17 protein-coding genes and 1 pseudogene are annotated in these 18,975 nt (G+C 71.2%); 9 read left to right on the top strand and 9 right to left on the bottom strand.

The genetic code is table 11. The annotated features are described in order from the left end of the window. Window positions 1-4: 4 nt before the first annotated feature. Genes BG482_RS03100 through BG482_RS03090 form a run of 3 tightly spaced genes read right to left on the bottom strand, consistent with a single transcriptional unit; the run spans window position 5 to window position 2,733 of the window. Window positions 5-1,159: a CaiB/BaiF CoA-transferase family protein gene (locus tag BG482_RS03100; protein WP_079141548.1), complete on the bottom strand. Its 1,155-nt coding sequence runs from the start codon at window positions 1,157-1,159 to the stop codon at window positions 5-7. Window positions 1,160-1,196: 37 nt separating this feature from the next. Continuing rightward, the gene (locus tag BG482_RS03095) at window positions 1,197-1,976 is read right to left on the bottom strand and encodes an enoyl-CoA hydratase/isomerase family protein (RefSeq protein ID WP_069767254.1); all 780 of its coding nucleotides are present in this window, start codon (window positions 1,974-1,976) and stop codon (window positions 1,197-1,199) included. A 1-nt stretch (window position 1,977) separates the two neighbouring features. Beyond that, the gene (locus BG482_RS03090) at window positions 1,978-2,733 is read right to left on the bottom strand and encodes an SDR family NAD(P)-dependent oxidoreductase (protein WP_069767253.1); all 756 of its coding nucleotides are present in this window, start codon (window positions 2,731-2,733) and stop codon (window positions 1,978-1,980) included. An 85-nt stretch (window positions 2,734-2,818) separates the two neighbouring features. On the opposite strand from BG482_RS03090, the gene BG482_RS03085 reads away from it, so the two are divergent. The 6 genes from BG482_RS03085 to BG482_RS03060 all read left to right on the top strand — a co-directional run bounded on the left by BG482_RS03085 (window position 2,819) and on the right by BG482_RS03060 (window position 9,635). Beyond that, the gene (locus BG482_RS03085; protein WP_069767252.1) at window positions 2,819-3,961 is read left to right on the top strand and encodes an acyl-CoA dehydrogenase family protein; all 1,143 of its coding nucleotides are present in this window, start codon (window positions 2,819-2,821) and stop codon (window positions 3,959-3,961) included. Window positions 3,962-4,064: 103 nt separating this feature from the next. Continuing rightward, window positions 4,065-5,555: an aldehyde dehydrogenase gene (locus tag BG482_RS03080; RefSeq protein WP_069767251.1), complete on the top strand. Its 1,491-nt coding sequence runs from the start codon at window positions 4,065-4,067 to the stop codon at window positions 5,553-5,555. Window positions 5,556-5,592: 37 nt separating this feature from the next. Further along, the gene (locus tag BG482_RS03075) at window positions 5,593-7,167 is read left to right on the top strand and encodes an AMP-binding protein (RefSeq protein WP_069767250.1); all 1,575 of its coding nucleotides are present in this window, start codon (window positions 5,593-5,595) and stop codon (window positions 7,165-7,167) included. Window positions 7,168-7,171: 4 nt separating this feature from the next. After that, window positions 7,172-8,323 (top strand): thiolase family protein, encoded by a 1,152-nt coding sequence (locus BG482_RS03070; RefSeq protein WP_069767249.1) that lies wholly within the window; start codon window positions 7,172-7,174, stop codon window positions 8,321-8,323. Continuing rightward, the gene (locus BG482_RS03065; protein ID WP_069767248.1) at window positions 8,320-8,715 is read left to right on the top strand and encodes a Zn-ribbon domain-containing OB-fold protein; all 396 of its coding nucleotides are present in this window, start codon (window positions 8,320-8,322) and stop codon (window positions 8,713-8,715) included. Before BG482_RS03070 ends, BG482_RS03065 begins: the two co-directional genes overlap by 4 nt. A gap of 170 nt (window positions 8,716-8,885) precedes the next feature. After that, window positions 8,886-9,635 (top strand): FadR/GntR family transcriptional regulator, encoded by a 750-nt coding sequence (locus BG482_RS03060; protein ID WP_069767247.1) that lies wholly within the window; start codon window positions 8,886-8,888, stop codon window positions 9,633-9,635. A gap of 3 nt (window positions 9,636-9,638) precedes the next feature. Here BG482_RS03060 and BG482_RS03055 read toward each other — a convergent pair whose 3' ends face one another. The 3 genes from BG482_RS03055 to BG482_RS03045 are packed head-to-tail and all read right to left on the bottom strand — an operon-like array spanning window position 9,639 to window position 12,634. Then, window positions 9,639-10,664, bottom strand: coding sequence for a TIGR03617 family F420-dependent LLM class oxidoreductase (locus BG482_RS03055; protein ID WP_069767246.1), 1,026 nt, complete (start codon window positions 10,662-10,664; stop codon window positions 9,639-9,641). Continuing rightward, window positions 10,661-11,821, bottom strand: a complete 1,161-nt coding sequence (locus BG482_RS03050; protein ID WP_069767245.1) for an acyl-CoA dehydrogenase family protein — start codon at window positions 11,819-11,821, stop codon at window positions 10,661-10,663. The genes BG482_RS03055 and BG482_RS03050 overlap by 4 nt, the downstream gene beginning before the upstream one ends. 3 nt (window positions 11,822-11,824) lie before the next feature. Next, window positions 11,825-12,634: an enoyl-CoA hydratase/isomerase family protein gene (locus BG482_RS03045; protein WP_069767244.1), complete on the bottom strand. Its 810-nt coding sequence runs from the start codon at window positions 12,632-12,634 to the stop codon at window positions 11,825-11,827. 84 nt (window positions 12,635-12,718) lie between these two features. Here BG482_RS03045 and BG482_RS03040 point away from each other — a divergent pair, with 84 nt between their 5' ends. Further along, window positions 12,719-13,612, top strand: a complete 894-nt coding sequence (locus BG482_RS03040; RefSeq protein WP_069767243.1) for a crotonase/enoyl-CoA hydratase family protein — start codon at window positions 12,719-12,721, stop codon at window positions 13,610-13,612. 69 nt (window positions 13,613-13,681) lie between these two features. Here the strand turns inward: BG482_RS03040 and BG482_RS40480 are convergent. Further along, window positions 13,682-13,906 (bottom strand): annotated as a pseudogene (locus tag BG482_RS40480) (2Fe-2S iron-sulfur cluster-binding protein); the annotation flags it as partial. Window positions 13,907-14,983: 1,077 nt separating this feature from the next. Between BG482_RS40480 and BG482_RS03035 the strand changes: the two are divergent. Then, window positions 14,984-16,399, top strand: a complete 1,416-nt coding sequence (locus tag BG482_RS03035) for a family 1 glycosylhydrolase (protein WP_069767242.1) — start codon at window positions 14,984-14,986, stop codon at window positions 16,397-16,399. Here BG482_RS03035 and BG482_RS03030 read toward each other — a convergent pair. Continuing rightward, window positions 16,378-16,878, bottom strand: coding sequence for a MaoC/PaaZ C-terminal domain-containing protein (locus BG482_RS03030; protein ID WP_069767241.1), 501 nt, complete (start codon window positions 16,876-16,878; stop codon window positions 16,378-16,380). The two genes, BG482_RS03035 and BG482_RS03030, sit on opposite strands and share 22 nt — an antisense overlap. Before the next feature lie 27 nt (window positions 16,879-16,905). Beyond that, window positions 16,906-17,727: an enoyl-CoA hydratase/isomerase family protein gene (locus BG482_RS03025; protein WP_069767240.1), complete on the bottom strand. Its 822-nt coding sequence runs from the start codon at window positions 17,725-17,727 to the stop codon at window positions 16,906-16,908. Between the two features lie 109 nt (window positions 17,728-17,836). On the opposite strand from BG482_RS03025, the gene BG482_RS03020 reads away from it, so the two are divergent. Next, window positions 17,837-18,961 (top strand): acyl-CoA dehydrogenase family protein, encoded by a 1,125-nt coding sequence (locus BG482_RS03020; protein WP_069767239.1) that lies wholly within the window; start codon window positions 17,837-17,839, stop codon window positions 18,959-18,961. Window positions 18,962-18,975 lie beyond the last annotated feature (14 nt).

The raw sequence follows: 18,975 nt of genomic DNA, 5'->3' as shown, positions 1-18,975 counted from the left end.
GAGTTCAGTTGAGTTCGCGGAGCACTTCGTCGGTGTGCTCGCCGAGCGTCGGTGCGCCGCCGCGGGGCTTCTCGTCGACGCCCCAGAAGGCGACCGGGGTCGCCACCGTCCGCAGCGGCGGCGCGTCACCCATGCCTGGCTGTTCGACGAACGCCCCGACCGCCTCCGCCTGCGGATCGGCCGCCACCTCCGCCAGGGTCTGCACGGGCGCCCACCACACCCCCTCGGCGTCGAAACGCTCGGCCCACTCGTCCAGCGGCCGCTCGGCGAACTCCTCGTCGAACACGGCGATCAGTTCGCGTACGTGGCCGCGCCGGGCCTTGCCGGTGGCGAACCGTTCGTCCGTCTCCAGGTCCTCGCGCCCGAGTGCCTTGACGACACCGGGCCAGTGCCGGTTGCCCTCGAGGCCGACCAGCCAGAACCAGCGGTCGTCGGCGGCCCGGTAGGAGTTGTAGAGCGGCGACTCGTGCTCGGTGCGGTGGCGGGTACGGCCGCGCTTGCCGAAGAAGTTCTGCAGGGCGAGGTCGTTCCCGTTGGCGTAGGTGCCGGACCGCAGCAGGGACACGTCCACCACGCCGCCTTCGCCGGTGCGTTCGCGTCGCAGCAGCGCGGCCAGTACGCCGGCGACCAGGTTGGCCGCAGCCGTACGGTCGCCGAGTCCGGGCCGGATGCCGGGCGGCGGCTCCCCGGCCGGGTTGAGCATGGCGGCGATGCCGGGCCGGGCCCAGAACGCGGAGACGTCGTACCCGGCGCGGTCACGCTCGGCGCCCGTCCAGCCGTAGCCCGTCAACGTGCCGACGACCAGGCGGGGATGGCGGGTGCACAGCTCGTCCGGGGACAGGCCCAGCCGTTCCAGGGCACCCGGCCGGAGGTTGGTGACGAACACGTCGGCGCGATCCAGCAGCCGCTCCAGTACGTCCTTGCCTTCCGGCGAGCGCAGGTCGAGGACGATCCCGCGTTTGCCGCGGTTGTCGGTCTCGAACGGGGGCGCGCTGTCGATGTCCTGGCCGACGTGCTTGAGCGTGTAGCGGTTGGGGTCGCCGGTCGGCGCCTCCACCTTCACCACGTCCGCGCCCCAGTCGGCGAGCATGGTGGCCGCGGCCGGTGCCGCCACCCACATGCCCAACTCCACCACGGAACAGCCCTCCAGTGGCCGCACGGCCCACCTCCAGATCACTCGGGCGCTTGCACGCCTGCTACACGCCGCGGAAGTCGCCCGGTCGGCGTTCCCGGAAGGCCTTGAGTCCCTCGGACCGGTCCTCGGTGCTGAACAGCACCGCGACGGTTTCGCGCTCGTACGCGATCGCCGCCTCCAGGTCCATGCCGAGCCCGTAGTCGATCAGCCGTTTTCCCGCCGCGAGCGCGAGCGGGGCGCCGGCGCTCAGCTTCGCGGCCAGGGCTTCGGCGGTCTTGAGCGCGCCGCCGGGCTCGGCGAGTTCGTTGACGAGCCCGAGCGCGTGGGCCCGCTCCGCGTCGATCGGCTCGCCGGTGAGGATCATCTGCTTGGCGATCGCCGGCGGCAGGAGGCGGGGCAGCCGCTGGGTGCCGCCCGCGCCCGGAAGCACGCCGAGTTTCATCTCGGGCAGGCCCAGCCGGGTGCCGCGCTCGGCCACCCGCAGGTCGCAGGCGAGGGCCAGTTCCAGGCCGCCGCCGAAGGCGAACCCGTGGACGGCCGCCACCGACGGCTTGGGGAAGTCCTCCAGCAGCGCGAACGCCTCGGTCAGGCGCCCCACGAAGGCACGGAACTCCCCGGGCGCCGTGAACGACTCGATCTCACCGAGGTCGGCGCCGGCCGAGAAGGCCCGTCCCGCGCCGGTGATGACCAGGGCGCGCACGTCGTCGTTGTCGCGGAGGTCGTCGAGAGCTCGTTTCAGCTGTTCAGCGGTCTCGGAACCGAGGGCGTTGAGCTGCCCCGGCCGGTCGAGCGTCAACACGGCGATTCTGTCCCGGAGTTCGACACGCAGCACGGTGTTCACCTCAGACCATCGTGAGGCCGCCGCTGACCGAGAGCGTCTGCCCGGTCATGTAGGCGGCGTCGTCGGACGCGAGGAAGGCCACCACACAGGCGATCTCGTCGGGCCGGGCGACGCGGCGCAGCGGGATGGCCCGCACCGTCGCGTCGTACATCTTCTGGCTGTAGTCGGCGACCTGTCCGAGCAGTGCGGTGTCGGTCGGGCCCGGGCAGACGCTGTTGACGGTGATGCCGTGCCGGGCGACCTCGCGGGCCAGCGCCTTGCCGAAGGCGATGACCCCGCCCTTCGTCGCGGAGTAGACCACCTCGCCGGACGAGCCGACGCGGCCGGCGTCCGAGGCGATGTGCACGATCCGGCCGCCCCCGCTCCCGATCATCGAGTCCAGCACGGCCCGGGTCATCGTGATCGTGCCGCGCAGATTGACGTCGATGATCCGGTCCCAGGTGTCCTCGGTGCTGTCGACGAAGCGGCCGATGACGTCGACGGCCGCGTTGTTGACGAGGACGTCCACCGGACCGAGCTCGACGGTCACCCGCTTCACGGCCGCATGCACGGCCGCGCTGTCGGAGATGTCCGCGCCGACCGCCGTCGCCCGCACCGCGTACCGCTCGACGAGTCGGCCGGCGACCTCGGCGGCGGCCTCCGGGTCCAGGTCGCAGACGGCGACCGCGGCTCCCTGGGCGGCGAGTCGGTCGGCGATCGCCTCGCCGATACCGCGTCCCGCTCCGGTGACGAGCGCCACCTTGTCCCGTACGCTCACGCGCCCTCCCTCGCCCAGGCCTCGATACAGCGCTATCGTATAACTACTTCAGCTAAATAAGCGAGATGCCTGAGTGGAGTCGAGCATGCGCCGAACGATCTTCACCGAGGAGCACGAGCTGTTCCGCGAGACCGCCCGCACCTTCTACCTGCGCGAATGCGCCCCGCACGCCGAGCAGTGGGAGCGCGACGGCCAGGTGAGCAGGGCCGCGTGGGCGGCGGCGGGCAAGGCCGGACTCATCGGCTGGCAGTTCCCCGAGGAGTACGGCGGCCAGGGCGTCCGGGACTTCCGCTACAACGCCATCATGGCCGAGGAGATGGCGGCCACCAGCTCGGTCGGCATCGGACTCGGGCTGCAGAACGACGTCCTCCCGCCCTATCTGGCGAACCTCACCACACCTGAGCAGAAGGCCCGCTGGCTGCCCGGTGTCATCAGCGGCGAGACGATCTGCGCGCTCGCACTGTCGGAGCCGTCCGCCGGGTCCGATCTCAAGGGCATCCGCACCACCGCCCGCCGGGACGGCGACGCGTGGGTGATCGACGGCTCCAAGACGTTCATCACCAACGGCATCCTGGCGGACCTGGTGATCGTCGCCTGCAAGACCGACCCGGAGGCCGGCCACAAGGGCATCAGCCTGATCGTCGTCGAGCGCGGCGCCGAGGGCTTCGAGCGCGGACGCAAGCTCGACAAGGTCGGCATGAAGGCCCAGGACACCGCCGAACTCTTCTTCCACGAGGTCCGCGTCCCGGCCGACAACCTCATCGGGCAGGAGGGTCGCGGCTTCTACCACATGATGGGCAACCTCCCCACCGAACGGCTGGCCATCGCCGTCTCCTCGCTGGCGGCCGCGGAGCGGGCCTACGTGCTGGCGCTCGACTACGCCAAGACCCGCACCGCCTTCGGGCAGCCCATCGGAGAGTTCCAGGCCAACAGGTTCGCGCTCGCCGGCATCAGGGCCAAGTTGAACGCCGCCCGCATCTACGTGGACGGCTGCATCATGGCCCTGATCCAGGGCGAGCTGACGGCCGAGGAGGCCGCCGCCGCCAAGTACTGGACCTCCGAGACCGGCTGGGAGGTCATCGACCGGTGCATGCAGCTCTTCGGCGGCTACGGCTACGTCAACGAGTACGAGATCGCGCGCATCTGGCGCGACACCCGGGTCCAGCGGGTCTTCGGCGGAACCTCGGAGATCATGCTGGAGATCATCGGGCGGTCGCTGGGCCTGTAGGTCCCCGCCCCGGAGTCTTCTGAACTTATTGACTAGCTTGGCTGAATAGGTTAGCTATTTAGCCTGGATGTGCGCAGTGTTGCGCGGTCTCTAGGAGGTACCCGTGGTCACGGTCGACGTGGAGCTGCACCAGGACAGAGCCGAGCACGACCTGCCGCAGCCGCGTCTGGTCATCGGCGGCAAGGACGTCACCGACACCAGCGGCGGCCACTACGAGCACCGCAACCCGGCCACCGGCCTCGTCCAGGCCTCCATCCCGCTGGCCGGCCCCACCGAGGTGGACCAGGCGGTCGCGGCCGCCCGCCAGGCCTTCGAGGTATGGGGCACCATGCGCCCCGCCGAGCGCCGCCGGCTGCTCACCCGCTTCGCCGGGCTGCTGCGCGACCACATCCCCGACTTCGCGGCGATCTGCCCGCTGGAGAACGGCGTGTGCATCGGCGGCTGGGCGGAGAACGTCGGAGCGCACGTCGCCGAGTGGACCGAGTACTACGCGGGCTGGGCCGACAAGACCGAAGGCATGGTCGGCGCGGCCTACAGCCCGCACGAGAACGTCGAGTACACCATCGCCGAGCCGTACGGCGTCATCGGCCACATCATCACCTGGAACTCTCCCGCCCTGTCCCTGGCGATGAAAGTCCCCCCGTCGCTCGCGGCCGGCAACACCGTGGTCATCAAACCGGCCGAGTCCACACCGTTCTCCGCGCTGCTCTTCGCCGACCTGGCCCGCGAAGCGGGCATTCCCGACGGCGTGGTCAACGTCGTCACCGGGCTCGGCGACGCCGGATCGGCCCTGGTGACCCACCCCGGCGTCGACAAGATGTCCTTCACCGGCGGTCCCGCCACCGCGCGCCGCATCATGGCCGACGCGGCCCTCAGCCTCAAGCCGGTCGTCTTCGAGCTCGGCGGCAAGTCCGCCAACCTGCTCTTCGCCGACACCGACCTGGACACCGTCGTCCCCTACTGTGCCGCCTTCGCCATGAGCAACACCGGACAGGGCTGCGCACTGCCCACCCGGCTCCTGGTGGAGCGCCCGGTCTACGACGAGGTCGTCGCGCGGGTCGCCGAGGTGGTCGCCCACCTGCCCGTGGGCGACCCGCTCGACCCCACGACGTACATCGGGCCCCTCATCAGCGAAGCCGCCCGCGACCGGGTCAGGGGCATGGTAGACAAAGCGGTCGAGGACGGTGCGGGCCGGCTCGTGTTCGGCGGCGAACACCTCGCGGCCGACGGCTACTTCGTCTCGCCGACCGTCTTCGCGGACGTCGACAACCGCAGCGATCTCGCCCAGCAGGAGATCTTCGGCCCGGTCCTGGCCATCACCCCGTTCGACACCGAGGACCAGGCCGTCGCCCTGGCCAACGACAGCGCGTACGGCCTGTCCGCCTACATCCAGTCCCGTGACATCGCGCGCGTCAACCGTCTGGTACCGCGCCTGAGGGCCGGGACGGTCTACGTCAACCCCGGGCCCAATCCCATCACTTCGCCTGCCACACCGTTCGGCGGCGTCGGCATGAGCGGGTTCGGGCGGGAAGGCGGCAAGGCCGGCCTGGACGAGTTCATCAACGTCAAGGGTGTGGGTATCGGCCGCGTCTGACGGCCCCCACCTCTCCGGAGCCTTTGGAGCCAACAGCATGCATTCCGCCCGTCGCCTGACGTTCGGCGACATCATCCGTGAGCACCGAAGGTCCTTCCCCGACCGCGTCGCCCTCGTCGACGGCGACGTCCGGCTGACCTGGCCCCAGTTGGACGAGCGCACCAACCGACTCGCAGGCGCCCTAGCGGACGCGGGCGTCGGCTCCGGCGACCGCATCCTGTGGCTGGGCCAGAACTCCTTCCGCATCTGGGAGCTGCTCGGCGCCGCCGGGAAGATCGGCGCCATGGTCTGCCCCGGCTACTGGCGCTGGGCAGCGCCCGAGATGGCCTTCGCCGTCGAGGACTTCGACCCCGCGGTCGTCGTCTGGCAGGACGAGGAGATCGGGGACACGGTCGCCAAGGCCCGGGCCGAACTCGGCGACGACCACCGGGCGTTGTGGCTGCGGCACGACTCCGACGGCGCCGACTCCTACGAGTCCTTCCTGGCCTCCGGCTCGGCGGAGGACCCCGTCGCCGACGTCGACCCCGACGCGGCCCTGCTGGTCATCTACACCGCGGCGATCTCCGGCCGGCAGTCCGGCTCGATGCTCTCGCACCGCAACCTGCTCGCCATGGGCGCGAGCGCCGCCTGGATGGGGGACATCGGCACGGAGACGTCCTTCCTCGGCGCCGGCCCCATGTTCCACATCGGCAACTACCAGTTCTGGGGCGTCCCGGCCTTCGTCCACGGCGGCAAGAACGTGGTCGTGCGCCGCGTGGTCGCCGAGGAACTGCTCCCGCTGCTGGCGGGCGAGAAGTGCACCCACGCCTACCTGATGCCCCCGACCATCGCGCAGCTCGTCGCCCTCAACCGCGAGGCCGGCCACGACCTCTCCCACCTGCGCGCGAGCGTCGCCGCGCAGCTCTGGGAGGGCACCGTCCCCACCGATCAGAGCCGCTTCACCCGCAACGGCGGCGGCATGGGCCGCGGGTACGGGCAGACCGAGGTGACCGGCTTCGCGGTGACCGGCGCCTACGGCGACGCGGGCGCAGGCAACGCGGGACGGCCCGGCCCCTTCACCGCCGTACGCGTCCTGGACGGCACCGGCCGGGAGTGCGCGGTCGGCGAGGCCGGCGAGATCTGTGTCCGCGGGGAACTCGTGCATCTCGGCTACTGGAACCGGCCCGAGATCAACGAGGAACGCTTCCGCTTCGGCTGGTGGCACACCACCGACCTCGGCCGGCGCGAGCCCGACGGCACGATCAGCTTCCTCGGGACGACGACCCGCATGCTCAAGTCGGCCGCGGAGAACATCTTCCCCGCCGAGGTGGAGAACTGCATCGAGTCCCACCCCGCGGTCAAGGAGGCCGCCGTGATCGGCGTGCCGAACGAGCGCTGGGCGCAGGACGTGAAGGCCGTGGTGGTGCTCCGGGCGGGCGTCGAGCCGGTCACCGCGGCGGACGTCATCGAGCACTGCCGGGCGCGGATCGCCTCGTACAAGAAGCCGAAGACGGTCGAGTTCGTCGAGGCCCTGCCGCGCACGAAGGACCACGCCAAGGACTACGAGGTGCTCGACGAGCGCTTCGGCGGGGGCGGCTATCCCGGCGGCGACACCCTCGGCGCGGGACGGTGACCTCGTGAACGGCCGCCAACCCGTGGTCGTCGGCGTCCACGCCACCGAACAGGCGCTGACGCTGCCCGACCGCGACGCCATGGACCTCGCCCTCGAAGCGGTACGCGGCGCGATCGCCGACGCCGGACTGACCCCGGCCGACGTGGACGGCGCCCAGGTCGACTGGCCCGGCCCCGGCGGCGTACCCGGCGAGGGCAGCTCCTGGGCGCGGATGCTCGGCCGGGACCTGCGCTGGACCAGCGACTCGATGCTCGACAACGCCGGCTCACGAGGCCTGCTGAAGGCGGCCGCCGCCATCAGCGCCGGATACGCGGACACCGTCGTCGTCGGCGGCTGCAAGCTGGTCTCGCGCGGAGCCGGTCCCGTGGGAGCCGGGGTGGCCCTGGAGTTCGCCGACGTGTGGGGCAGCTATGTCGTCGCCCAGTTCGCGCTGGTCGCGGCACGGCACATGCACGAGTACGGCACGACCTCCCGCCAGCTGGCCGAGGTCGCCGCCACGATCCGCAACAACGGAAGCACCAACCCGGAGGCGATGATGTACGGGCGCGGGCCCTACACCGCCGACGACGTCCTCGCCTCCCGGACGGTGGCCACGCCCTTCCACCTGCTGGACTGCTGCATCGTCGGCGAGGGCGGCGCCGCACTGGTGGTCACCACCGCCGAACGGGCCCGCGACCTGCCGCACCCGGCCGTCGCCGTCCTCGGCGGCGGCATGGAGTACCACCAGGCCGCGTACGCCAACCCGGCGCTGTACCGGGAGGTCGGCCAACTCGGCCGGGACGCGGCCACCCGCGCCTACGCGATGGCCGGCGTCGGTCCCCATGACGTGGACGTGTTCTCCCTGTACGACCCCAACTCCTTCGAGGTCATCCGGCAGTTGGAGGCACTCGGTCTGTGCGGGGAGGGCGAGGGCGGACCGCTCGCGGCCAGTGGCGCCATCGCAGTCGGTGGCAAGCATCCCGTCAACCCCGACGGGGGATGCCTGTCCTACGCCTGGAACGGGACCCAGCAGATGACGCTCAAAGTCGTCGAGGCCGTACGGCAGTTGCGCGGCACCGCCGTGCACCAGGTCGAGGGCGCCGAGCTCGCCGTCGTCGGGAACGCCGGGTCCGGTGCGCAGCACTACGAGATGAGCCTGCTGGGGAGAGCGCGATGAGCCGGCCCGTACCCGTCCCCGGTGAACTGTCCGAACCGTTCTGGGAGGCGGCCCGGCGCGGCGAGCTGGTCGTCCCCTACTGCCCGAGCTGTGACCTGCGCTTCTTCGTCCCCGAGCCCGCCTGCCCCGGGTGCCTGGCCCCGGACTGGCACTACGCGCCGAGCGCGGGCCGGGGGACCGTCTACTCGGTGACCGTGGTGCACCGCGCGCCCGGCCCCGGCTTCGACACGCCCTTCGCGCTGGCCGTGATCGACCTCGACGAAGGCGGCACCCTGCTCTCCCACGTCGACGCGGGCGATCCGGAGGCCGTCGGCATCGGCATGCGCGTGCGCGTCGACTTCCGGCCCCTCACGGACGAGATCACACTGCCCTGTTTCGTACCGGAGCGTTGACCGTATCGGTGGACACCGATGCGGGGGAATGTGAGAACTCGATAACCTAGTCAAATCAGTTATCTAGTAGAGTGAACCGTCTACCCGGTGCTCGGGCCGTGTCCCGCACCTGTGGGCGGACGGAGGTGGGACCGGTGATGAGTGCGGCGGGGCGACGGGGCGGTGGCGGTGTGAACGGTGTCAAGGTCCGCGTCCCCAAGATGGCCGAACTGGTGGCGGCACAGCTGCGCCGGAAGATCGTGCGCGGGGAACTGGCGGAGGGCGAGGCGCTGCCGGCCGAGTCGGCGCTGATGGCGGAGTTCGCCGTGTCGCGGCCGACGCTGCGCGAGGCGTTCCGGGTGCTGGAGTCGGAGTCGCTGATCAGCGTGCGCCGGGGCGCCCGGGGTGGCGCGCGGGTGCAGACCCCGGAGGGCACGGTCGCGGCCCGGTACGCCGGCGTGGTCCTGGAATACCGGGGCACGACCCTCAAGGACGTCTACGACGCCCGTACGGTCATCGAGGCACCGTGCGCCGGACTGCTGGCCGAGGGGCGGACGGACGCGGACCTGGAGCGGCTGCGGGCCGCCGTCGCCGAGGCCGAGGCCCTGATGGACGACCCGTCGGCCTTCATCCGTGCCCACATGGAGTTCCACGCCCTGGTCGTCGAACTGGCGGGCAACGAGACGCTGAGCGTCCTCAACGGCATGGTCCGGCACATCATCGACCAGGCGAACTGGTCCCACGTCGACCTGGACGCAGGCAGCCCCGAGAACATCAGGGCCAACCGCCGGGGATTCCGCGCCCACGGCGCGCTCGTCGAACTGGTCGCCGAGCGCCGGGCCGAGGCCGCCGAGGAGCTGTGGCGCCTCCATCTCCAGGAGGCCGAGGACTACCTGCTGCAGAACAGGTCCATGACCACCGTCCTGGACCTGCTCGGCTGACCGTCACTCGGGTGTGCGCAGCTCCTGCACGATGGGCTCCCACACCTCGGCGTCGATCTCGTACGCCGTGTAGAAGGACACCCGGTCGACCAGTGCCCCGTACCGGCGACGGATCTCGCCCGCGACCCGCTCCGGTTCCGCCACGACCGCGAAGGTGTGCAGGACCTCGTCGTCGACGAGGCGGCTCATCGCCTCCCACTTGTCCTCGCGCCGGGACGTCGACAACGCGTGCAGCTCGTCGCCGAGTTCGCCCCACCCGTGCAGCTCCAGCACCCCGCGGTAGGCGGGTGTGCTGCCGTAGAAGGCGATCTGGGCGCGGGTGCCGTCGACCGCGCGGGTCATCTCCTCCTCCGTGCGGCCGGTCGCGGTCAGCAGCAGATGGGAGACGGCGAAGTCGGCCCGCGTGCGGCCGGACGCGGCCAGACCCGCCTCCACGGTCGGCAGGGTCATCTCCCGCAGATACCGCTCGGTGGTGAAGCCGTGCGCCAGGAGCCCGTCGGCGACCTCGCCGGCCACTTTGGTCATCGCCTGGCCGACCGCGGCCACGAACACCTTGGGCGCGCCGCCGGGGGCGGGCGGGGGAGAGAAGAAGGGCGACATCAGGGTGTGCGAGTAGAAGTCGCCGCGGAAGTTGAGCTTCTCGCCCTCGTTCCAGGCGGCCCAGATCGCGTGCAGTGCGCTCACGTACTCCCGCATGCGGGCCGCGGGCCGGCTCCACGGCATGTCGAAGCGCCGCTCGATGTGCGCCTTGATCTGGCTGCCGAGGCCGAGCGAGAACCGTCCGCCGGAGTAGGTCTGCAGGTCGTGCGCGGTGTACGCGAGCTGCATGGGGGAGCGGGCGAAGGCGACCGCGATGGCCGTGCCGACCTCCAGCCGGTCGGTGTGCTCGGCCGCCAGCACCAGCGGCAGGAAGGGGTCGTGCTTGGACTCCGACGCCCACAGGGCGTCGTAGCCGGCCTTCTCGTGGTGCCGGGCCTCCTCCACGACCTCCGTGGTCCGCCACACGTTGAGCTTGCCGTCGACCTTCATGCCGCTCCCTCGTCCTGTTCCGTTTCCATGCCGATGCGCCGTGCGAGCAGCTCCCGGTGGTGAGCCGGGTCCCCGAACAGCAGCTGTGACGTCTTGGCCCGCTTCAGATACAGGTGGGCCGGATGCTCCCAGGTGAAGCCGATGCCGCCGTGCACCTGGATGTTCTCCTGCGCCGCCTGTACGCACGCGTCGGAACAGAACGCCTTGGCGAGACTGGCCACGGCGGGCAGCTCCGGATCGGCGTCGGCGGCGTTCTCGGCGTTCTCGGCGGCGAGAAGGGCGTAGTGGGCGGCGGCGCGTGCCGACTCCACCTCCAGTAGGACGTCGGCCAGCAGATGCTTGACGGCCTGGAAGGAGCCGATGGGCCGCCCGAACTGGTGGCGCACCTTGGCGTACTCCACCGCCATGTCGAGCGCGCGGGAGGCCACCCCGACCTGCTCGGCGGCCAGCGCCACCGCGGCCCGGTCGAGCACCTCCGAGACCAGTTCCCAGCCGTCGCCGTGCGTACGCAACCGGGTCGCCGGTACGTCCTGGTAGTCGAGGCGGGCCTGGCGGCGGGTCGGGTCCAGCGTGGGCAGCGGTGCGCGGGTCAGGCCGACCGCGTCGCCCTCCACGCAGAACACTCCGATGCCGTCGCCGGTGCGGGCGACGGTGAGGACGACATCGGCGGTGGCGCCGTCCAGCACGAACGTCTTGTGCCCGGTCAGCAGCCACCGCCCGTTGCTCTCGCGGGCGGTGAGCCGGACCCCCGCCGCGTCCCAGCGGGCGGAGTCCTCGGTCAGGGCGAATGTCCCGACGAGTTCACCGGAGGCCAGGCCCGGCAACAGGAGCTTGCGGGCGTCCTCGTCGGCGCAGCGCAGCAGCGTGGTCGTCGCCAGCACGGCCGAGGACAGGAACGGTGCACACACCAACGCGCGGCCCATCTCCTCCATCACCACGCCCACTTCGACCGGCCCGCACCCGGCGCCGCCGTACTCCTCGGGGACCGCGAGGCCCTGCAGTCCGAGCTCCCTCCCCATCCGGAGCCACAGCGCCCGGTCGAAGCCCTCGGGCGTCTCCATCAGGCGACGCGTCTCGGTCTCGGGTGAGGTGTGGGTCAGGAACGCCCGTACGGTGCGCCCCAGTTCCTCCTGCTCCTCGCTGAACGCGAAGTCCATGTCTCAGCCCTCTCCGGGGGTCCGGCGACGGGCGCGGGACGCGATGATCATCTCGACGACGGCGATGTGGTCCGGCGAGTGCATGGTCTCCTGCTCGGCGAGCAGGGCGGGTTCGAGCACGGTGGCGAGCGCCTGCTCCAGATGCAGGTTCACCGCGCGCTTGGTCTCGCGCAGTGCCTGCGCGGGAAGGGCGGCCAGTCGTCCGGCGAGGGCCATGGCCTCGGCCAGGAGCTTGTCCCTGGGCACGGCGCGGTTGGCGATGCCCAGCCGGACCGCATCCTCGGCGCCCACCCGGTCGCCGAGGAACAGCAGTTCCTTCGCGCGGGTCAGGCCGACCAGCAACGGCAGGACGAGAGCGCCGCCGTCACCGGCGACGAGCCCGACCTGGACGTGCGGGTCGGCGAGATGGGCGTCGTCCGCGATCAGGACGAGGTCGCTCAGCAGGGCCAGGCTGCATCCCAGGCCCACCGCGGGTCCGTTGACGGCCGCGATCACCGGCAGCGGGCAGCGCACCATGCCGGTGATGATCCGCCGGGCCTCGTCGACGTTCTGTTCCCGGAAGGCGCGGTCGCGCTGCACCCGGGTCATGATGTCGAAGTCGCCCCCGGCGCTGAACGCCCGGCCGCGCCCGGTGAGGACGACCACCCGGGCCTCCGGGTCCGCCGCGAGCGAGTCCCAGAGGGACGCGAGCCCGGAGTGCAGCTCCTCGCTCATCGAGTTGAGCTGGTCGGGCCGGTTCAGCTCGATGAGCCGGATCGGGCCGACAGCCGTCACCACCAGGTCGGTCATCTCCACCGCCGTCAGTTCATCCATCAGCCAGGAACGAGTCGTTAGAGTTGAATGCTATAACTAATTAAGCTTTCTGGAAACGGCTCACCGGAGTGACGGAGGACGCGTATGCAGGAGCAGGAGTACGACACCGTGCGGACCGAGGTGGCGGACCGGATCCTCACCGTCACCCTCGACCGGCCCGAGAAGCTGAATGCCTTCAATCCTCAGATGATGGCCGACGTGCTCGACGTCCTGGACGCGGCCGACGCCGACGACGAGATCCGGGTGATCGTGGTGACCGGCGCCGGGCGCGGCTTCTGTGCGGGCGCCGACGTCAGCTCGGGCGGCTCCTCCTTCGACCACCGCACGGCGGGCGCCTGGCACCGGGACACCGGCGGCCGGGTCGCCCTGCGGATCTTCTCCAGCACCAAACCCGTGATCGCGGCGATCAACGGCCCGGCCGCGGGCGTCGGGGCCAGCATGACCCTGCCCATGGACATCCGCCTGGCGTCGACCTCGGCGAAGTTCGGCTTCGTCTTCGCCCGCCGCGGCATCGTGCCGGAATCGGCGGCGAGCTGGTTCCTGCCCCGGGCCGTCGGCATGCAGCGGGCCATGGAGTGGGTGGCCACGGGCCGCGTCTTCGGCCCCGACGAGGCACTGGCGGCCGGGCTGGTCCGCTCCGTGCACCCGCCGGAGGAACTGCTGCCGGCGGCGTACGCACTCGCCCGGGAGATCGCCGACAACACCTCCGCGATCTCCGTCGCCCTGTCCCGCCAGATGATGTGGCGGATGCTGGGCGAACCCCACCCGATGGCCGCCCACCGGCTCGACTCCCGGATCATGAGCCAGATCGGCGGCGGCCCGGACCCGGTGGAGGGCGTCCAGTCGTTCCTCGCCAAACGGCCGCCCGCGTTCCCGGGCCGGGTCAGCAAGGACATGCCACCCCTGTATCCCTGGTGGCGGGAGGAGGAGTTCCGCCCCCTGGAGGAGCGGGCGCCGGCATCGGAGGGCGAGGGCTGACGACGACCACATCCCGTGGTGCGCGCGGGGTCCACGGGCCGACATTCGTGCAAAGGCGCCAGTCGTACCTCAGCTGTCGAAGTCGACCGTGAGGGTGTCGGAGGCGGCGAAGGTCTGGCAGGTCAGGACGTAACCCGCGGAGACCTCCGCCGGTTCGAGCGCGTAGTTGCGGCGCATGTCGGCCCGGCCGTGGGTGACGAGGGCGCGACAGGTTCCGCACACACCGCCCCTGCACGCGAACGGCAGGTCGGGGCGGACCTGCTGCGCGCCGTCGAGGACGGTGCGGTGAGGCGGGGCGGAGACTGTTCCACGCGGACGAGGGCCCTCCCGCGACGCCCACCGATGACCGCGACGGCGCCACCGACCGCGGCCCGGCGAGCGAGGTCACCGTGGTCCTCGACGGCAGGGCCACCACGGTCGGACAGACGGCGCTCACCGACCGCGGTCGAGGTGGGGTTGTTGGGATTGCACACGAACACCAGCCGGGTCCGGGCCGTGATCGCTCCCGCCATGGCGTCGAGGTCGAGAGCGTGATCGCGCAGGGGCACCTTGACGGCGTTCGACACCGTGGTGCGCGGCCAGGACCTGGACGAGGTCGGTGGCATCGAGGTCGGGGTACCTGGAGATTCCGCCCGCCGCCTCCGCGAGGGTGCCGGCCACCCCGGGCAGCAGCCCGTGGGGTGATTCGTTGCTTGCCAGAACGATGGCCCCGGGTGGTGTGCGCCCCGGGACGTAGGCGGGCAGTTGAGACAGGGACGCACGGACACGCACCATGCTGGACTCGCTTCTGCAGCGCTGGGCCCGAGGTCATGCCATCGGGCACCTGACAGGCAAATCGTGAACAGTCGGCCACAAGCGCTCAACCCTTTGACGAATTCGGCGACGGATCGCCGGAGCCGGCCCGTCCGATCGGTGAACCGTCTCCTGCGAGATCCGCCGCCGGGCTCGGTACGAGACGGACGGCACACCCCGCTCGGACGACCAGCAGGTCACGACACGGGCACAGCGGCCGTGCGTCGGCGCCGCCGGGGCGAGAACCATGCCGACCGCTCGCCGCCTGGGCCACTAGGAGCCGCGCCCCGCCCGATCCGGTCGGGAGCCGAGAGAGGACATGAGGCGTTCACCGCGGCCCGGGCCCGAAGTCGCGGTGTTCTGCTCGGCCAGCCTGCTCGGCCAGCCTGCTCGGCCAGCCGGTTCGGCCTCGACCCACCGGCCATGGCGTGGAGGGCGGCCGACCTCGTCCTGGGGACGGCCGGATGCCATATCGGTAGATCTGGCCGAAACATTGTCGTGGTGTGTTTGACCTGTTAGCGTCCAGTCGGCGGACATTCAGTTGAATGCGCTAAACCATTCACCGCCTGGACGGTAACCATGAGCGATGGTTTCCTGCATGAATCCCTTCGCCGTGCCGACTGGGGGGTCGCCACGGCGGACACCATCGCGGCGCCCTTGCCGCCCCTGCCGGAACGCGGCGGGCACTTCCGCCAGTGGACCGACGACCTGAAGCAGCTGACCGGTGTCGTCGCGGACACCCACCGCATGGTCGCCGGATGGCCGCAGCTCCAGCCCGACGGCCCCGGCAGCTGGGACCGGGACGCCCTGGACCGCTGTGACCGCGCGCTCGACGCACTGCTCGCGCACGGCAGCCGCCCCGCCCTCACCCTGCTCGACCGCTCACTGCCGCCTTGGGTGGACGCCGCCGGCGGCTGGCTCGCCCGCGACACCGCCGAGCACTTCGCCGCCTACGCAGCCGAGCTGGGCCGCCGTTTCGGCGACCGGGTGGAACGCTGGATCACCTCCACCGACCTCGCAGGCCCCACGCTCGCGGACCACGTGGCCGGAATGTACCCCCCGAGCCGGGGTGCGGGCCGGGCGGGACTGCCCGCGGTCCACCACATCCTGCTGGCCAACGGGCTCGCCACCCGGGCCCTGAGGGCCACCGGCGCGCGAGGCCGGATCGGCACCACGGTCACCCTCGTGGGCGGCTACCCGGCCACCGAGGACCCATACGACCGTCTCGCCCTGGAACGCCTGGAGAGCTGGACCAACCGACTCTTCCTCGACCCCCTGCTGCTCGGCGAGCACATGGTGACCGAGGACGGCGACTCACCGGTCGAGGACACCGGCTGCGTGCGCCCCGGCGACCTGGAGACCATCACCACCGAGCAGGACCTGCTGGGCCTGTCCTGGCACACCCCGTTCCGCGTCACCGCGCCCGAGAACCTGCCCCGCGTGCTGCCGACGAGAACCTGCCAGAGCGCCCTCAACGAGGTGAACCGCCTGCTCGTGGGCCTGGGCTTCGCGATCGTCCCGTTCGACGACGTGGAGACCACCGCCTACGGCTGGCCGATCATCCCCGAAGGGCTCGCCGACGCCGTCGCCGGCCTCTACGAGCTCTACGGCGACGTGCTGCCGCCGCTGTCCGTCATCGACAACGGCATGGGCGACCTGGACCTCGTCGACGCCACGGGACACAGCGACGACGACCGGCGCCGGGCCCTGCTGCGCGCCAGGCTCACCTGGCTGGCCGGACTCACCGCGGCCGGTGTGCAGGTGTGCGGCTACGAGTACTGGTCGGTCCTGGACAACCTGGAGGCCAAGTTCCGCTACACCCGCCTGTACGCGATGGCGGTCCCGGACCACGAGGCCCCGCCGCGTCCCTCGATCCCCTCCGACTGGCTGCACCACGGCGCCTTCGCCGGCGCCGCCGTACCCGAAGCGGGGCGGCCCACAGGACTGAGCCTGGTGCCGTCCCTTCCCCGGACTCAGGACGCCGGAGCCTCGTAGTCCCGGCCGCGGATCAGTCGCACCGGCGTGTAGACGAGGACGTCCTCGTCCCGCTGGTTGCGTACGGTGATCCGGCTGGTCACCACGCCCCGGCCGGGCTTGCTGGAGGGCCGGCACTCCGTGGTCTCCACGACGGCGTGCACGGTGTCGCCGACGTACACCGGACCCCGCACGGTGAGCTCCATGTGCAGGAAGGCGAGGCCCGTGCCGTGCAGCACGTTCGTCTGGAGGACGAGGCCTTCGGCGATGCAGTAGGTCAGTCCCCCCGGGACGAGTCGCCCCGAGTAGCCGCCGTCCGCGGCGTGCGAGGCGTCCCAGAAAAGGGGCTCGGTGAAGCCGCCCCAGGTGACGAAATTGACCAGATCGGTCTCCGTGATGGTGCGGCGAGCGGTCCGGAAGACCTGCCCGACCGGCATCTCCTCATAGGTCAGCCCCTTGACCAGAAGGGGGACCTCGGTGCTGGTCTGCTGTGGTGCCATGGTCGATCGGTTCCTCTCGTACGGTGGTCACAGGTCGAGCGGGTGCTTGCCGCCGACGCCCTCGAAGTCCGCGGTCCGCTTCTCGCGGTGCGCGGCGAGTCCCTCGACGACCTCGTGCCCGCCGAACCCGAAGAACTCCAGCCCCAGCGAGGCCTCGAAGATGGGCTGGGCGGTGCGGTACCAGTGGTTGAGGGACCGTTTCGTCCAGCTGATCGCGCTGGCCGGTCCGGCTGCCAGGGCGGTCGCCACCTGCAGCGCCTCGGTGTGCACGTCGGCGTCGTCCACGCACTTCGACACCAGCCCGATCCGCTCGGCCTCCTCGCCGGTGAGGGTCTCGCAGGTGAGCAGGTAGTACTTGGCCTTGGCCATGCCGCACAGCAAGGGCCAGCAGATGGCGGCATGGTCACCGGCCGCGACACCGAGCCGTGTGTGCCCGTCGACGATCTTCGCGGTGCGGGCGGCGACGGAGATGTCCGCCAGCATGCCGATGACCAGACCCGCCCCGACCGCCGGGCCGTGGATCGCGGAGACCACCGGCTTGGAGCAGTCGAGCACGCCGTAGACCATGTCGCGTGCCTCCCGCATCACCCGGGCGCGCACCGTGTAGTCCTCGGTCATGGCCTCGATGGAGTCGAAGGTCCCGCCCGCCGAGAACGCCCGGCCCGCCCCCTGGACGAGCACCGCACGGGTCTCCTGGTCGCGGTCCACGACGGACCAGACGTCGGCGAGTTCGCCGTGCATCCGCGGATCCACGGCGTTCAGGTTCGGGGCGTCGAGCACGATCCGCAGCACACCGGGCGCGGGCCGCTCGAAGGTCAGGCTCGTGAACGGGGCGTAGGGATCGGTCACGTCGCGCTCCTGGTGTATTCAGTGTGGATACTATAATTATCTAACTGTATCGAAGGTTGGGCGGCAAGCGGGCCGCACGGGACGTTGCGCGGAGGACGGGAAGTTCGGGATGGATCTCACCTTCAGCGAGGAACAGGACGAACTGCGCAAGGTCGTCCGCTCGTTCCTCGCCAAGCACTCCGACGAGGCCAACGTGCGCCGCCTGGCCGCCGACCCCCAGGGGCACGACCCCGTCGTCTGGCGGCGGATGGCCGGCGAACTCGGCCTCCAGGGGCTCGCCGTCCCGGAGAAGTACGGCGGCTCGGGCTTCGGCTACGTCGATCTCGGCATCGTGTTCGAGGAGTCGGGCCGCGCGCTGCTCGGCGGGCCGTACTTCGCCACCGTCGCCCTCGCCGCCGAGGCCCTGCTGCGCTGCGCCGACGAGCAGGCGCGGCACGACTTCCTGCCGGGCATCACGTCCGGCGGGACGGTGGCCACCCTGGCGCTCACCGAGGACGGCGGCCGCTGGGACGAGCAGGGCATCGGGCTCACCGCCGCCCACGACGAGACAGGCGGCTGGCGACTGAACGGCGTGAAGACGTACGTCCCGGACGGACACCTGGCAGACCTGCTCCTGGTCGCCGGCCGCACGCCCGGTGGCATCAGCCTCCTGGCGGTCGAGACCGCCGACGCGCCAGGCCTCGCCCGCACCCCTCTCCCCACCCTCGACCAGACCCGCAAACAGGCCCGGCTCGAGTTCACGGACACCCCTGCCCGTCTCCTGGGCGCCGAGGGCACGGCGTGGCCCGCCCTGGAGCGCACCCTCGCGACCGCCGCCGTACTCCTGTCCGCCGAACAGGTCGGAGGAGCCGCGGCCGCCCTGGACGCCGCGGTCGAGTACGCCAAGATCCGCGAGCAGTACGGCCGTCCCATCGGCTCGTTCCAGGGGATCAAGCACAAGTGCGCCGACATGCTCGTGGAGATCGAGTCCGCCCGCTCGGCCGCCTACGGCGGACTGTGGGCGCTGGACGCGGACGACGGGACGGACATCGCCCTCGCCGCCGCGCTCGCCCAAACCTTCTGCTCGGAGGCGTTCACCAAGGTCGCCGCCGACAACATCCAGGTCCACGGCGGCATCGGCTTCACCTGGGAGCACCCCGCGCACCTGTACCTCAAGCGGGCCAAGAGCTCCGAAGTCCTGCTCGGCACACCGTCGTACCACCGGGAACTGCTCGCCACCCGGCTCGGCATCTGAGACCTCAGGGAGAA

Origin of the sequence: Streptomyces sp. LUP30 (genome assembly GCF_001746365.1) — a bacterium.
GTDB lineage: Bacteria > Actinomycetota > Actinomycetes > Streptomycetales > Streptomycetaceae > Streptomyces.
Note: the sequence above shows the minus strand (reverse complement) of the source record. Positions and strands in the feature narration are given on the sequence as shown.

Bases quoted from the DNA above. Each gene is read 5' to 3' on its own strand.
- BG482_RS03035 (WP_069767242.1), top strand. From the start codon at position 14,984: ATGAGCGATGGTTTCCTGCATGAATCCCTTCGCCGTGCCGACTGGGGG.
- BG482_RS03020 (WP_069767239.1), top strand. From the start codon at position 17,837: ATGGATCTCACCTTCAGCGAGGAACAGGACGAACTGCGCAAGGTCGTC.
- BG482_RS03055 (WP_069767246.1), bottom strand. From the start codon at position 10,664: ATGAAGGTCGACGGCAAGCTCAACGTGTGGCGGACCACGGAGGTCGTG.
- BG482_RS03050 (WP_069767245.1), bottom strand. From the start codon at position 11,821: ATGGACTTCGCGTTCAGCGAGGAGCAGGAGGAACTGGGGCGCACCGTA.
- BG482_RS03065 (WP_069767248.1), top strand. From the start codon at position 8,320: ATGAGCCGGCCCGTACCCGTCCCCGGTGAACTGTCCGAACCGTTCTGG.
- BG482_RS03075 (WP_069767250.1), top strand. From the start codon at position 5,593: ATGCATTCCGCCCGTCGCCTGACGTTCGGCGACATCATCCGTGAGCAC.
- BG482_RS03045 (WP_069767244.1), bottom strand. From the start codon at position 12,634: ATGGATGAACTGACGGCGGTGGAGATGACCGACCTGGTGGTGACGGCT.
- BG482_RS03030 (WP_069767241.1), bottom strand. From the start codon at position 16,878: ATGGCACCACAGCAGACCAGCACCGAGGTCCCCCTTCTGGTCAAGGGG.
- BG482_RS03085 (WP_069767252.1), top strand. From the start codon at position 2,819: ATGCGCCGAACGATCTTCACCGAGGAGCACGAGCTGTTCCGCGAGACC.
- BG482_RS03040 (WP_069767243.1), top strand. From the start codon at position 12,719: ATGCAGGAGCAGGAGTACGACACCGTGCGGACCGAGGTGGCGGACCGG.